The following is a 14,059-nucleotide window of genomic DNA, read 5'->3' as shown; positions in this document are numbered from 1 at the left end:
TTCGAGTTCCACTATGAGTGCTCTTTCAAAGGGATGGTCCGCGGCCGCTCCAGCCAGGCGCCTTCGCCGTCGGGAACGATTTCGACCACATCGACCTGCGAGCCACTGATGGCGACGATCCGCCCATCGTTACGCCCCAGGTAATCGCCGACTTTCAACCGATGCACCCCGCCCGCTCCGCGCAGCAGCGCAAAGGAGCCGGTCGCATTGGCGATCGTTCCGACCATTTCAAACTGCTCGATGTTGAAACCTTCGAGGTACTGCTTGACCCGATTCGGGTCGGGCTTGACGTTGCGCGAGCCGTGTTTCTGGCCGGCCAGATCGACTCTGATCTGTCGGGAAAACGGGCTTCGCAGGTTGGCGGCGCTGTAGGTGAATGTTGGGTAAGACCGAAATGTCGGCGTTGGTTCAATCTTGCCGGGCGCACGTAAACGCATTTCGTTCATGTACGCATCCAGGTCGCTGAAGTCATTACCACTGCCGCAACCAGTCAGGCTGGCGACCAACACCACCATCGAAAAGCAACGAATCGGGCTCATTTTTGCAGCCCCTTGTCGTTGTAGCGGTAGGTCTTGGCAAGGATGCTCATGCGCAACTTCGGGCCACCATCCGGGTTGGCCGGCGCAAGGTCGAAGTCATGCAGGGTGACAATCCGTGGCAGCCCGGCCACGCCGCTGACGAAGGTGGCAAGGTCGTGATAGGCACCGGTGACGGTGATCTGGATCGGCAGCTCGATGTAGAACTGCTGCGTGTTCTCCGGCAGCAGTTTGATCTCTTCGAACTCCAGGCCACTGCCCAGGCCGGTGCGAGTGATGTCCTCCAGCAGGCCGGGCACTTCAGTGTCGCTGGGCAATTGCCGCAGCAACACACCAAAGGAGTTCTCCATTTCCTTCATCTGCTGCGTATACAGATCCAGATTCGCCGCCATGTGGGCTTTGTTGGCGAATTGCTCCTTGAGGGTCGACTCTTCCTCGCGCTTGAGTTCGAGGTGGCTCTGGAGGTCGCTGATGGAAAAACTGTAACCCAGTGAAAGCACCAGGATAATGAGCAAAATACCCGCCAGTGCCTTGATGGCTGGCGGCCAGGAACCCATGTTATTGGTGTCCAGGTCATTGATGTCGATCTTGCGCAGGCCTTCGAACCAGTCAGACAGCCTCATTTGCCGCCCTCCGCAGCGGCGGGCTGAGTCTGACGAACGGTCAGCTGAAAGACGTTGGCCTGATCCAGCTGACCGGCGGTCGTCGCTTTGACTTCCGTGAGGCTGGGCGCATCAAACCAATCGGACGCATCCAGATTGCGCATCAGGTCCGAAACACGATTGTTGGATTCTGCCGCGCCCGTAATGGACAGGGTTTTGCCGGCCATTTTCACCTTGGTGAAGTACACCCCGTCCGGCAAGGTACGCGCTAACTGATCGAAGATCCGCCCGCTGATCGGACGGTTACCTTGCAGGTCCTGGATGATGCGCATGCGCTCGACCAGTTGCTGGCGACGGGCCTTCAAATCGCTGATCTGTTTAATCCGCTCGTCGACCACGGCAATCTGTTTGCCGATGTAATCGTTACGAGCCACTTGCCGATCAATAGCGCCACTGATGACCTGGTTCGCGATCAGCACCGCGCCCACAGCCCCCACCATCACACCGACCAGCGCCAGCAAAAAGCGTTTGCGGCGCGCTTCACGCCGCTCTTCGCGCCAGGGTAAAAGATTGATCCGTGCCATCAGTCGAAACTCCTGAGGGCCAGCCCGCAGGCGATCATCAGTGCCGGCGCATCGCTGGCCAGGGCACCGGCGTTGACCTTGCTGCTCAGGGCCATGTCGGAGAAGGGGTTGGCCACTTGCGTCGGCGTACCCAATCGTTGCTCGATCAACCGGTCCAGCCCCGGGACCGATGCGGTACCGCCGGCCAACAGAATGTGATCAACCGAGTTGTGCTGACCGGAGGCGAAGAAAAACTGCAACGAACGCGACACCTGCTGCACCAGCGCATCGCGAAACGGCTGTAACACCTCACTGACGTAATCGTCCGGCAAACCACCCTGCTTCTTCGCCAGCCCCGCCTGCTCAAGGGTCAGGCCATAACGTCGCTGGATTTCCTCCGTCAGTTGACGACCGCCGAACAATTGCTCGCGGGTGTAGATGATCCGCCCCTGGTGCAGCACGCTCAGGGTGGTCATGGTGGCGCCGATATCGACCACCGCTACCGTCAGACGCTCCTGAGAAGCCGCCAGTTGGCTCGCCAGCAATCCGTAGGAACGCTCCAGCGCATAAGCCTCGACGTCGACCACACGGGCTGTCAGGCCGGCCAGGGCCAGGGCCGCTTCCCGGACCTCGACGTTTTCCTTGCGACAGGCCGCCAGCAGCACATTGACTCGCTCGGGGTTGCGCGCAGAAACGCCCTGGACCTCAAAGTCGATGGCCACTTCGTCCAATGGATAAGGGATGTATTGATCGGCCTCGATCTTCAGCTGGTTTTCCATTTCGTCGTCGGAAAGACCGGCGTCCATCTCGATGGTCTTGGTGATCACCGCCGAACCGGCCACGGCCACGGCGACGTTTTTGAGGTTGGTTCTGGCCTTGAGCAGCACGCGCGCGAGTGCCTGCCCTACGCCTTCGAGCTCGGCGATATTTTTCTCGACCACCGCGTTGGTGGGCAAAGGTTCCACCGCATAGGCCTCGACCCGATAGCGGTCGCCTTGGCGGCTTAGCTCCAGAAGCTTGACCGACGTGGAGCTGATGTCGATCCCCAGAAGCGTATTGGCCTTTTTATTGAAGAGTCCTAGCACTACCAATTCCCTATGACTATCCGTGTCTTACGGACTCTGTAATATCCGTTGCGTTCAAACCACCCGTCTTGACAGCAGCGCAAATGACGCCCTCGACGGAAAAATGCTTATAATGCCCAGCGTTTTTTTCCGGTTTTTACTTCAAGCGCGGGTCGTTCCCTGTTTATCTGAACCCTGATGCCAAATTCATTCTTTGCCCTGGATGTCCAAAAGCCTTGATTCGTCTGCTGAAATTTTTCGGTTGGTCCATCGTCGCCGTTTTCTGCGGACTGCTCCTCGGTCTTAGCGGCGCCTTTCTCTACCTTAGTCCGGGTTTGCCATCCGTGGAGGCGCTGAGAAGCATCCAGTTGCAGATTCCTTTGCGGGTCTACAGCAGCGACAACAAGCTGATCGCAGAATTTGGCGAAATGCGCCGCACACCGATCCGGTTCGCCGACATTCCCCCCAATTTCATTAATGCGTTACTAAGTGCTGAAGACGACAACTTCGCCAACCACTACGGCGTCGACCCCAGCAGCCTGATGCGCGCGGCCAGCCAGTTGGTAAAAAGCGGACACATTCAGTCCGGCGGCAGCACCATCACCATGCAGGTGGCGAAGAACTTCTTCCTGACCAGCGAACGCAGCTTTTCGCGCAAAACCACCGAAATTCTCCTGGCCCTGCAGATTGAACGGCAGCTGACCAAGGACGAGATCCTCGAGCTCTACGTCAATAAGATCTATCTGGGTAACCGCGCCTACGGTATCGAAGCCGCTGCACAGGTTTACTACGGCAAGTCGATACGTGACGTCAGCCTGGCGCAGATGGCGATGATCGCCGGCCTGCCAAAAGCCCCTTCGCGCTTCAACCCGCTGGCCAACCCGGCCCGCAGCAAAGAACGTCGCGACTGGATCCTTGGGCGCATGTACAAGCTCGGCAAAATCACCGAAGCCGATTACACCACCGCGATCAACGAGCCGCTGAACGCCAGTTATCACGTGCCGACCCCGGAAGTGAATGCGCCGTACATCGCTGAAATGGCCCGCGCCGAAATGGTCGGCCGTTATGGCAGCGACGCTTATACCGAGGGTTTCCGCGTCACCACCACGGTGCCGAGCAACCTGCAGGAAATGGCCAACACCGCGGTCCACGAAGGTTTGATGACCTACGACCAGCGTCATGGTTATCGCGGACCGGAGTCGCGCCTGCCGGGCAAGACTCGCGAGGCCTGGACAACCGAGCTGACCAAGCAGCGCACCATCAGCAGCCTTGAGCCCGCCATCGTCACCCAGGTCGACAAGACCGGCCTGCAAGTGATGACCCGTACCGGTGACGAACACGTCGGCTGGGACAGCATGAAATGGGCACGCCCATTCCTGAACACCAACAGCATGGGCGCCAATCCGAAGCAGCCTTCGGACGTCGCCCAAGTCGGCGACCTGATTCGTGTGCAACGCCAGCCGGACAACTCGCTGAAATTCAGCCAGATCCCGCAGGCTCAGGGCGCGCTGGTTTCCCTCGATCCGCAGAATGGTGCCATTCGCTCCCTGGTCGGCGGCTTCGCCTTCGAACAGAGCAACTACAACCGTGCCATGCAGGCCAAGCGTCAGCCGGGTTCGAGCTTCAAGCCGTTCGTCTACAGTGCCGCGCTGGATAACGGCTACACCGCCTCCAGCCTGGTGAACGACGCACCGATCGTGTTCGTCGACGAGTACCTGGACAAGGTCTGGCGCCCGAAGAACGACACCAACACCTTCCTCGGCCCGATCCGCCTGCGTGAAGGCCTGTACAAGTCGCGTAACCTGGTTTCGATCCGGTTGGTGCAAGCCATCGGCGTTGGCAAGACCATCGATTACATCACGCGCTTTGGCTTCAACAAGCAGGACCTGCCGCCCAACCTGTCGCTGGCGCTGGGCACCGCGACGCTGACGCCAATGGAAATCGCCACCGGCTGGAGCACCTTCGCCAACGGCGGCTACAAGATCAGCCCTTACATCATCGACAAGATCGAAAGCCGCAATGGCGACACGCTGTTCGTCGCCAACCCGCCGAGCGTCCCGAAAGGCAACGTCGCCACCGACGGCATCGCCGCCCCTGTCGCGGCCAACGCCTTCACCGTCAACGCAACCCCGGGCGAAGCTCTGACCGCCCAGCCAGCGCCACAAACGCCGGCCGTGGCCGAGCGCATCGTCGATGGCCGCACCACTTACATCCTCAACAGCATGCTCGAGGACGTGATCAAACTCGGCACCGGCCGCCGTGCCCTGGCCTTGGGCCGCAGCGACATTGCGGGCAAGACCGGTACCACCAACGAGTCCAAGGACGCCTGGTTCTCTGGGTACAACGCCGATTATGTAACCACTGTCTGGACCGGTTTCGACCAGCCTGAAAGCCTGGGTCGCAAGGAGTTCGGCGGTACCGTCGCCCTGCCGATCTGGATGAGTTACATGGGCGCCGCACTCAAAGGCCTGCCGCCTCATACGCAGCCAGAGCCGGAAGGCATTCTCAGTCTGCGAGTCGACCCGGTCAGCGGCCGTGCGGCCACCCCTGGCACGCCAGGCGCCTACTTCGAGCTGTTCAAGGCCGAAGACACGCCACCGTCGGCGAACGAGCTGGGCAACGGCACTGCGCCGGGCAGCCCACTGCCTGCGGACGAAGCGGCACCGATCGATTTGTTCTGATCGCGTAACGCAACGCAAAAGCCCCGCCTTCGAAAGAAGAGCGGGGCTTTTTTTGATTTGTATATTCCCCACATAGATGTGTCGCCTGCCAGACCGCTTTCGCGAGCAAGCCCGCTCCCACAGGGGTACGCGTTCCAATGTGGGAGTGGCGGTGCGGCGATCCGACTTGCTCGCGAAGAGGCCATCACAACCGCTGCAAAACTCTCAGGCAAAAAAAGCCCCGACTCGCAAGAGCCGGGGCTTTGTGTTGAAGCGCTACAACGACTTAGCCGTTGAACACGTCATCCACGCTTTTCAGCGGGTAGTTCTTCGGATACGGCAGGGTCGCTACGCCGGTCTCGATCGCAGCCTTGGCCACGGCATCGGAGATCACGGTGATCAGACGGGCATCCATTGGTTTCGGAATGATGTACTCACGACCGAATTCCAGTTTGATGCCGCCGTAGGCGTCGCACACTTCCTGAGGAACCGGCAGCTTGGCCAGTTCACGCAGGGCGTTGGCCGCAGCCACTTTCATTTCTTCGTTGATGCGCTTGGCGCGAACGTCCAGGGCACCGCGGAAGATGAACGGGAAGCCCAGCACGTTGTTGACCTGGTTCGGGTAGTCCGAACGGCCGGTCGCCATGATCACGTCGTCACGGGTGGCATGAGCCAGTTCCGGGGCGATCTCTGGATCAGGGTTGGAGCACGCGAACACGATCGGGTTGGCCGCCATGGACTTCAGGCCTTCAGCGCTCAGCAGGTTCGGGCCGGACAGGCCAACGAACACGTCCGCGCCTTTCAGGGCGTCGGCCAGCGTGCGTTTTTCAGTCGCGTGAGCGAAAACAGCCTTGTACTGGTTCAGGTCGTCACGGCCGGAGTGGATCACACCGGTACGGTCAACCATGAAGATGTTTTCGATGTTGGCACCCATGCTCACCAGCAATTTCATGCAGGAGATGGCGGCAGCACCGGCGCCCAGGCAGACGATCTTGGCGTCAGCGAGGGTTTTGCCAGCGATTTCCAGGGCGTTGATCATGCCGGCCGCAGTAACGATCGCGGTGCCGTGCTGGTCATCGTGGAATACCGGAATGTCGCACTGCTCGATCAGAGCACGTTCGATCTCAAAGCACTCAGGCGCCTTGATGTCTTCCAGGTTGATGCCACCGAAGGTGATGGAGATACGCTTGACGGTGTCGATGAAGGCTTGTGGGCTTTCGGAGTCGACTTCGATGTCGAAAACGTCGATGCCGGCGAAGCGCTTGAACAGCACGCCTTTACCTTCCATCACTGGCTTGGAAGCCAATGGGCCGAGGTTACCCAGGCCGAGAATTGCGGTGCCATCGGAAATGACTGCAACCAGATTGCCCTTGCCGGTGTACTTGTAGGCGAGTTCAGGGTCGCGGGCGATTTCGCGGACTGGTTCGGCTACACCGGGGCTGTAAGCCAGCGACAGGTCGCGGGCGGTAGCGGTGGCTTTGGTGAGCTCGACGCTCAGCTTCCCTGGACGAGGATGGGCATGATATTCGAGAGCGGCAGTTTTCAAATCAGACATATGGGCATTCCGCTTTTTACTGTGGGACAGACGGACCGCCGAGGATACTCGTGTCGCAAAGTCCCTACAAGACTGACCGGTCACCCCTGTCAAGCACCCGGCCCTACGACTTTGGACCAAGAGCCACGGAACACAAGGGATTGACTGTTCACAATCGACATTGAAAATGTCTACAATTTCTTATCACTGCGCCATCTGAAGCATCGCCGGGTCGGTCAATGGCAGAAGCCAGCGCGCCTGCCCTTCTTTCAGTCCGCCGCGCCGCGAACGGTCCAGCACCCAGCCACGAGCCTCGATCTGCCTGCCCTTCAGCCGCTCGAGATCCGCCACATCGAACTGCCCCAGCAAATTGGGTGCAACGCGCAGTACAACCGAATCCTGCAACTCGATCCAAACCCCACCGCGATTGCGCTGAACCTTGCTAACACGTCCGCTGAGCACAGCGAAACCGGAAGTGTTGATCTGCTCCGCTTTCAGTACAGGGGATTGGCGCCACAAGCCCAGCCCGGCCTGACGGGCGCTGTGTTCCGCCGCTTGCTGGCAGTCGACCAGATCGACATTCGGCGCGACCGCTACCTGGAAACCGAGTCCTTCAGCGAGCATCTGCGCTTCAAGGTTGGTGCCATCGGCGCTGTAGACATGGGCCAAGGTGCGACCGTAATGGTCTTTGCTTTCTTTGCCGGGCAATAAACCGACCCGCCCATCGCTGGCTGCCACCAAAGCCTCCAGGCGTTGACGTGCCGCCACCGCGAACGGCTCGTCGGAGCGGCCTTTCTTGCCCAGCTCCGGCGTATTCAAACCGATCATGCGCACGCTGCGGCCATCGCTCAGGCGCAGCGTGTCACCATCCACCACCCGCTGCACCGCGACCGATGTCAGTCCGCTCGGCGCCGGGCAGAAGGCCTGGGCACCGGAAAGCCAAATCGCAGACACAAAAAAGGCGCCCGCGAGGGACGCCTTTTTCATCAGCAAGGTAAAGCCCATGGGGCTTTGCAACCTTACTCTGCAGCAGCAGGAGCTTTCTTGCCGAAAGCACCGAAACGGTCTGCGAAGCGCTGTACACGGCCGCCAGTATCCAGAGTCTTCTGCTTACCGGTGTAGAACGGGTGGCACTCGTTGCATACGTCAGTACCCAGTGGCTTGCACAGGTTCGAACGAGTTTCGAACTTGTTGCCGCAGCTGCAAGTTACTTCGATGGTTTCGTACGCTGGATGGATATCGGCTTTCATGGTGTATTCCTCAGGCTAGTGTGCCGCCACTCAACACTATTGTTGAATACCGCACATAATTAGGCCGCGGATTCTACCAGACAATCCTGATCACGCAAGCTGTCACTGAGACCGACCGTCTGCTAGGCTCCCGGCCTTCTTCACCGCCCCATCATCGAGAAAACAACCGCGTGCCCGACGCCATTTTGCGCCTCGCCCTGCCTTCGCCCCTGCGCCGTCTATTCGATTACCGTGCCCCGGCCGGGGTCCTGCGTGCCCAGTTGCAGCCGGGCATGCGCCTGCGGGTGCCGTTCGGCCGACGGGAGATGATCGGGATTCTGGTGGAGGTGACCGATCACAGCGAAGTGCCGGTAGAAAAGCTCAAGCCGGCCCTGGCCCTGCTCGATGCCACGCCGCCGCTGCCGCCAGCGCTGTTCAAACTGTGCCTGTGGACCTCCCAGTATTACCAGCACAGCCTCGGCGACACGTTGAGCTGGGCGCTGCCGGTACTGTTGCGACAAGGCGAACTGGCCGAAGCACGGCAGGAACGCTTCTGGTCCGCCGCGCCCGGCGCCAGTCTTGATGACCCGCGCATCGCTCGCGCCCCGCGTCAACAGGAGGCCCTGGCGACCCTGGCCCAGCATCCCCACGGCGTCGCCCATCAGTTGTTGAGCAAACTGATGCTGAGCAAGGACAGCCTGGATTTGCTGCTGGCCAAGGATCTGGTGCAAGTCGAAATCCGCAAGCACGCCCCCGACGCCCGCCACGAACACTGGCTGGCGCAGCCGGAACTGCCGCTCAACCCGGAGCAACGCGCCGCTTATGAAGCGATTCGCGCCGGCTTCGACAGTTATCATGCGTTCCTGCTGGCCGGCGTCACCGGCAGCGGCAAGACCGAAGTCTATTTGCAACTGATCCGCGAAACCCTTGAGGCCGGCAAGCAGGCACTGGTACTGATCCCGGAGATCAACCTCGGCCCGCAGACCCTGGCGCGCTTCGAGCAGCGCTTCAATGCACGCATCGCGCTGATCCACTCGGCGGTCAACGACCGCGAGCGCCTCGAAGCCTGGCTTGCCGCCCGGGACGGTGACGCCGACATCATTATCGGCACCCGTTCGGCGCTGTTCACGCCGATGAAGAACCCGGGCCTGATCATCATCGATGAAGAGCACGACGGCTCCTATAAACAGCAGGAAGGCCTGCGCTACCACGCCCGCGACCTGGCATTGGTGCGCGCACGCCAGGAAAACATCCCGATTGTCCTCGGCTCCGCCACGCCTTCGCTGGAAAGCCTGCACAACGCCTACACCGGTCGTTATGGCCTCCTGCGATTAAACGAACGCGCCGGTGGCGCCAAGCAACCGCGCTTCCTGCGCCTGGACGTGAAAAGTCGTCCGCTGGACAGCGGCATTTCCGGGCCGATGCAGCAGGCCATCGGTCAGACGCTGGCCGCTGGCCAACAAGTGTTGGTGTTCCTCAACCGTCGCGGTTTTGCCCCGACCTTGCTGTGCCACGACTGCGGCTGGATGTCCGAGTGCCAGCGCTGCGATGCGCGCATGACCGTGCACCAGCGCTCCGGCGAACTGCGCTGCCACCATTGCGGCTACGTCGAACGCGTCCCTCGGCATTGCCCGAAATGCGGCAAAGTCGATTTGCGGCCAGTCGGCGCAGGCACCGAGCGCGCCGAGGAACGGCTGGGGATTCTATTCCCAGACGTCCCGGTGCTGCGGGTCGACCGCGATAGCACTTCGCGAAAAGACGCGATGAATCAGCTGTTCGCGACCATCCAGAAGGGCCAACCGTGCATTCTGGTGGGCACGCAAATGCTTGCAAAAGGGCACCACTTTCCACGGGTGACGCTGGTGTCGATTCTCGATGCCGACGGCGGGCTGTTTTCCGGCGACTTCCGCGCCAGCGAGCGCATGGCGCAGCTGATCGTTCAGGTTGCCGGGCGCGCGGGCCGGGCTGAAGAGCCGGGCAAAGTGATCATCCAGACACACCTGGCCGACCATCCGCTGCTGGTGCAATTGACTGAACAGGGCTATTTCGCCTTTGCCGAACAGGCTTTGAGCGAACGCCGCTCGGCAGGTCTACCGCCATTTGCGCACTTGGCGCTGCTGCGGGCCGAAGCGCACAAACCGGGGCAAGCTGAAGGTTTTCTTGATGAGGCGTGCAGCGAGGCCGAGCGTTTGCTGGCCGAACAGAACCTGACCGGGATTGAACTGCTCGGGCCGGTGCCGGCGCCGATGGAGCGCCGGGCCGGGCGTTATCGTGCGCAGTTGTTGCTGCAAGCGACGGCTCGCGCGCCGCTGCATCGACTATTAAGCAGCTGGCTGCTGGTGTTGGAGCAGATGCCGAGCGGGCGGGCGGTGCGTTGGTCCCTTGATGTCGATCCGGTCGATTTGTATTGATTTCGAGATCGCCTTCGCGAGCAAGCCCGCTCCCACAGGGTTTTGAGCCAGGTCCAAAATTGTTGTACACCACCGATCCACTGTGGGAGCGAGCTTGCTCGCGATGGCGGCCGATTTGTCACCACATATCCATAACCTGCCCGCTATAGTTGGCAAGCCCGTCTTCGCAACGGATAATGCCCAGTTTTTCCACTAGCGCATCCAGGCGCCGCCGCGCTTGCGGTCGAAAGAGAACACCATGAAAGACACCATTCGCCAGCTGATCCAACAAGCCATCACCCAACTCGTCAACGAAGGTGTGTTGCCTGAAGGCCTGTCGCCGGCGATCCAGGTGGAAAACTCCCGTGACAAGACTCACGGCGATTTCGCCAGCAACATCGCCATGATGCTGGCCAAACCGGCCGGCATGAAGCCGCGTGACCTGGCCGAGAAAATCATCGCCGCGCTGCCGGCTGATGAAAACGTCACCAAGACCGAAATCGCCGGCCCCGGCTTCCTGAACTTCTTCCAGAACACCCAAGCCCTGGCCACTCGCCTGGACGCCGCCCTGGCCGACGCCCACATCGGCGTGCGCAAAGCCGGCCCGGTGCAGCGCACCGTGGTTGATCTGTCGGCGCCGAACCTGGCCAAAGAGATGCACGTCGGCCACTTGCGCTCGACCATCATCGGTGACGGCGTGGCCCGGGTGCTGGAATTCCTCGGCGACGAAGTGATCCGTCAGAACCACGTCGGCGATTGGGGCACCCAGTTCGGCATGCTGATGGCTTACCTTCAGGAAAACCCGATCACCAGCGACGAGCTGTCGGACCTGGAAAACTTTTACCGTGCGGCCAAGCAACGCTTCGACGAATCCGAAGAGTTCGCAGATCGCGCCCGTGGTCTGGTGGTCAAGCTGCAAGCCGGCGACCCGGACTGCCTGGCGCTGTGGACCAAGTTCAAAGACATCTCGCTGTCCCACTGCCAGAAAATCTACGAACTGCTGAACGTCAAACTGACCATGGCCGACGTGATGGGCGAAAGCGCCTACAACGACGACCTGATCAACGTCGTCAACGACCTCAAGGCCGCCGGCCTGCTGGTCGAGAGCAACGGCGCCCAGTGCGTGTTCCTCGACGAATTCAAAAACGCCGACGGCGACCCGCTGCCAGTGATCATCGTCAAGGCTGACGGCGGTTACCTCTACGCCACCACCGACCTGGCGGCCGTGCGTTACCGCAGTGGCAAGTTGAAGGCTGATCGCGCGCTGTACTTCGTCGACCAGCGTCAGGCCTTGCACTTTCAGCAAGTATTCCAGGTCGCGCGCCTGGCCGGCTTCGTGACGCACCCGATGGAAATGGAACACATGGGCTTCGGCACCATGAACGGTAAAGATGGCCGTCCGTTCAAGACCCGTGATGGCGGCACCGTGAAGCTGATCGATCTGCTGACCGAAGCCCAGGAACGCGCCTACACCCTGGTGAAGGACAAGAACCCGGAGCTGGCCGATGACGAGCTGCGCAACATCGCCAAGGTCGTGGGCATTGGCGCGGTGAAATACGCCGACCTGTCCAAGCATCGCACCAGCGACTACAGCTTCAACTTCGACCTGATGCTGAACTTCGAAGGCAACACCGCGCCGTACCTGCTGTACGCCTACACCCGCGTGGCCGGCGTGTTCCGCAAACTCGGCAAGGACTTCAGCGAAGTCGAAGGTCAGATCGTCCTCGAAGCAGCGCACGAACACGAATTGGCGGCGAAGCTCGCGCAGTTCGGCGAAGTGTTGAACAACGTTTCCGACAAAGGCACGCCGCACATCCTGTGCACCTACCTGTACGATGTTGCCGGCCTGTTCTCCAGCTTCTACGAGAACTGCCCGATCCTCAGCGCCGACACCCCGGCGCAAATGCAGAGCCGTCTGCGCCTCGCTGCGCTGACCGGCCGCACTCTCAAGCAAGGCCTGGAACTCTTGGGTCTGGAAACTCTGGAGCGTATGTAAGTTGGCTGCCAAGAAAAAACCTGCACCCAAGCGTGGCGCCAGCCGTTACCAAGCTCCTGCAAAGCAACCGATCCCGGGCTGGCTGTGGATGGCCATCGGCCTGACAGTCGGCGCGTTTGTTGTGTTCCTGATGAAGCTGGAACCGGGCAAGGGCAGCGAGAGCGTCAAGCGCGAGAAGATCGAGCAGCAGAAAGCCAAGATCGTCGAGGCCAACAAGACCCCGCCGAGCCCGACGCAACCGGTGAAGCCGAAGTACGACTTCTACACGTTGCTGCCGGAATCGGAAGTCATCGTGCCGCCGGATGCCGTGCCGGAGAAAACCTTGCCGACGCCACAAGTGCCGGCCATTCCGACGACGCCGGTCACACCAGAGCAAGCGGCGAAGATCGATACCGCGCGGGCTCAGGCCGCACTGGCCGGGATTACTCCGCCGCCTGCGCCACCAGTGTCCAAAGCGGCGCCAGTGACCAAGTTCTTCCTGCAGGCCGGTTCGTTCCGCAAGGAGGCTGATGCGGACAAGGTTCGGGCGCAGATCATTTTGCTCGGTCAGGCTGTGGCGGTTGAATCCGGCACCGTGAAGGATGAAACCTGGTATCGGGTATTGGTCGGACCGTTCAGCAACCGCGAACAACTGACTACCGCCCAGAAACAACTGGCCGGTAGCGGGTTCAGCAACCTGTTGTTACAACAACGCCAAAGCCGCTGATTTCGTCAGTATCACCGCGTCATCGTTCATCGCGAGCAGGCTCGCTCCCACAGGATATGCACTAACCCTGTGGGAGCGAGCCTGCTCGCGATGGCGTCCTTAACAGCACCACACATCTCATTCGCCTCGCACCGCTCGTCCCCTCTCCCTCTCCGCAGTTGAAATACGCTCCACCACCCCCATATGAGTTGGCATAAGGCATTTTCGCCCCGCTGCGTGGAGACTCTCCCTTGACCACCATCGTTTCAGTTCGCCGCCACGGCAAAGTCGTCATGGGCGGCGACGGCCAGGTTTCTCTCGGCAATACCGTGATGAAAGGCAACGCGAAGAAAGTTCGCCGCCTGTACCACGGCCAGGTGATCGCCGGCTTTGCCGGGGCCACCGCTGACGCCTTCACCCTCTTCGAGCGTTTCGAAGGTCAGCTTGAGAAACATCAGGGCCACCTGGTTCGCGCCGCTGTCGAACTCGCCAAAGAATGGCGCACTGACCGCTCCCTCAGCCGCCTCGAGGCCATGCTCGCGGTCGCGAACAAAGACGCCTCTCTGATCATCACCGGCAACGGCGACGTGGTCGAACCTGAAGAAGGTCTGATCGCCATGGGTTCCGGCGGCGGTTACGCCCAGGCCGCCGCCAGCGCGCTGCTGAAGAAAACCGATCTGTCGGCCCGGGAAATCGTCGAAACCGCCCTCGGCATCGCCGGCGACATCTGTGTATTCACCAACCACACCTTCACCATTGAGGAGCAGGACCTCGCTGAGTAAGCCTGTTTTGGCCACCAC

Annotated in this window: 12 protein-coding genes; 5 read left to right on the top strand and 7 right to left on the bottom strand. The window is 60.7% G+C overall.

Features of this window, described 5'->3' with window-relative positions:
• Positions 1-11: 11 nt before the first annotated feature.
• Genes ACYZTZ_RS30095 through ACYZTZ_RS30080 form a run of 4 tightly spaced genes read right to left on the bottom strand, consistent with a single transcriptional unit; the run spans position 12 to position 2,786 of the window.
• Complete coding sequence (locus ACYZTZ_RS30095; protein WP_462000530.1) at positions 12-539, bottom strand: pilus assembly protein PilP; 528 nt, start codon at positions 537-539, stop codon at positions 12-14.
• A complete protein-coding gene (gene pilO / locus ACYZTZ_RS30090) occupies positions 536-1,159 on the bottom strand; it encodes a type 4a pilus biogenesis protein PilO (protein ID WP_462000529.1) in 624 nt (207 codons plus the stop codon). Before pilO ends, ACYZTZ_RS30095 begins: the two co-directional genes overlap by 4 nt.
• Positions 1,156-1,722 carry a PilN domain-containing protein gene (locus ACYZTZ_RS30085; protein ID WP_462000528.1) on the bottom strand — a complete coding sequence of 189 codons (567 nt, stop codon included), beginning with the start codon at positions 1,720-1,722 and terminating at the stop codon, positions 1,156-1,158. Before ACYZTZ_RS30085 ends, pilO begins: the two co-directional genes overlap by 4 nt.
• Positions 1,722-2,786 (bottom strand): pilus assembly protein PilM, encoded by a 1,065-nt coding sequence (locus ACYZTZ_RS30080; protein ID WP_462000527.1) that lies wholly within the window; start codon positions 2,784-2,786, stop codon positions 1,722-1,724. The genes ACYZTZ_RS30085 and ACYZTZ_RS30080 overlap by 1 nt, the downstream gene beginning before the upstream one ends.
• 218 nt (positions 2,787-3,004) lie before the next feature.
• Between ACYZTZ_RS30080 and ACYZTZ_RS30075 the strand changes: the two genes are divergently transcribed.
• Positions 3,005-5,446: a penicillin-binding protein 1A gene (locus ACYZTZ_RS30075; protein ID WP_462000729.1), complete on the top strand. Its 2,442-nt coding sequence runs from the start codon at positions 3,005-3,007 to the stop codon at positions 5,444-5,446.
• 265 nt (positions 5,447-5,711) lie between these two features.
• Here the strand turns inward: ACYZTZ_RS30075 and ACYZTZ_RS30070 are convergent, their stop codons facing one another.
• The 3 genes from ACYZTZ_RS30070 to rpmE form a co-directional block, all read right to left on the bottom strand.
• The gene (locus tag ACYZTZ_RS30070; RefSeq protein WP_046045614.1) at positions 5,712-6,980 is read right to left on the bottom strand and encodes a malic enzyme-like NAD(P)-binding protein; all 1,269 of its coding nucleotides are present in this window, start codon (positions 6,978-6,980) and stop codon (positions 5,712-5,714) included.
• A 183-nt stretch (positions 6,981-7,163) separates the two neighbouring features.
• Entirely contained in the window at positions 7,164-7,964 is an 801-nt protein-coding gene (locus tag ACYZTZ_RS30065) for a thermonuclease family protein (protein ID WP_462000526.1), read from the bottom strand.
• A 14-nt stretch (positions 7,965-7,978) separates the two neighbouring features.
• Positions 7,979-8,209, bottom strand: a complete 231-nt coding sequence (rpmE, locus tag ACYZTZ_RS30060; RefSeq protein ID WP_008080648.1) for a 50S ribosomal protein L31 — start codon at positions 8,207-8,209, stop codon at positions 7,979-7,981.
• A gap of 170 nt (positions 8,210-8,379) precedes the next feature.
• On the opposite strand from rpmE, the gene ACYZTZ_RS30055 reads away from it, so the two are divergent.
• The 4 genes from ACYZTZ_RS30055 (at position 8,380) to hslV (ending at position 14,041) form a co-directional block, all read left to right on the top strand.
• Positions 8,380-10,599, top strand: coding sequence for a primosomal protein N' (locus tag ACYZTZ_RS30055; protein WP_462000525.1), 2,220 nt, complete (start codon positions 8,380-8,382; stop codon positions 10,597-10,599).
• Between the two features lie 238 nt (positions 10,600-10,837).
• Positions 10,838-12,574 (top strand): arginine--tRNA ligase, encoded by a 1,737-nt coding sequence (gene argS, locus ACYZTZ_RS30050; protein ID WP_462000524.1) that lies wholly within the window; start codon positions 10,838-10,840, stop codon positions 12,572-12,574.
• Between the two features lies 1 nt (position 12,575).
• Positions 12,576-13,280, top strand: coding sequence for an SPOR domain-containing protein (locus tag ACYZTZ_RS30045; protein ID WP_056741169.1), 705 nt, complete (start codon positions 12,576-12,578; stop codon positions 13,278-13,280).
• 230 nt (positions 13,281-13,510) lie between these two features.
• On the top strand, positions 13,511-14,041 hold the full coding sequence (gene hslV, locus ACYZTZ_RS30040) for an ATP-dependent protease subunit HslV (RefSeq protein WP_007899242.1): 531 nt from the start codon (positions 13,511-13,513) through the stop codon (positions 14,039-14,041).
• Positions 14,042-14,059: the final 18 nt, after the last annotated feature.

The organism is Pseudomonas sp. LB3P58 (assembly GCF_054897895.1).
This window is presented reverse-complemented; position numbering and strand designations above follow the sequence as displayed.

Bases quoted from the DNA above. Each gene is read 5' to 3' on its own strand.
- ACYZTZ_RS30070 (WP_046045614.1), bottom strand. From the start codon at position 6,980: ATGTCTGATTTGAAAACTGCCGCTCTCGAATATCATGCCCATCCTCGT.
- argS (WP_462000524.1), top strand. From the start codon at position 10,838: ATGAAAGACACCATTCGCCAGCTGATCCAACAAGCCATCACCCAACTC.
- ACYZTZ_RS30095 (WP_462000530.1), bottom strand. From the start codon at position 539: ATGAGCCCGATTCGTTGCTTTTCGATGGTGGTGTTGGTCGCCAGCCTG.
- rpmE (WP_008080648.1), bottom strand. From the start codon at position 8,209: ATGAAAGCCGATATCCATCCAGCGTACGAAACCATCGAAGTAACTTGC.
- ACYZTZ_RS30065 (WP_462000526.1), bottom strand. From the start codon at position 7,964: ATGGGCTTTACCTTGCTGATGAAAAAGGCGTCCCTCGCGGGCGCCTTT.
- pilO (WP_462000529.1), bottom strand. From the start codon at position 1,159: ATGAGGCTGTCTGACTGGTTCGAAGGCCTGCGCAAGATCGACATCAAT.
- ACYZTZ_RS30085 (WP_462000528.1), bottom strand. From the start codon at position 1,722: ATGGCACGGATCAATCTTTTACCCTGGCGCGAAGAGCGGCGTGAAGCG.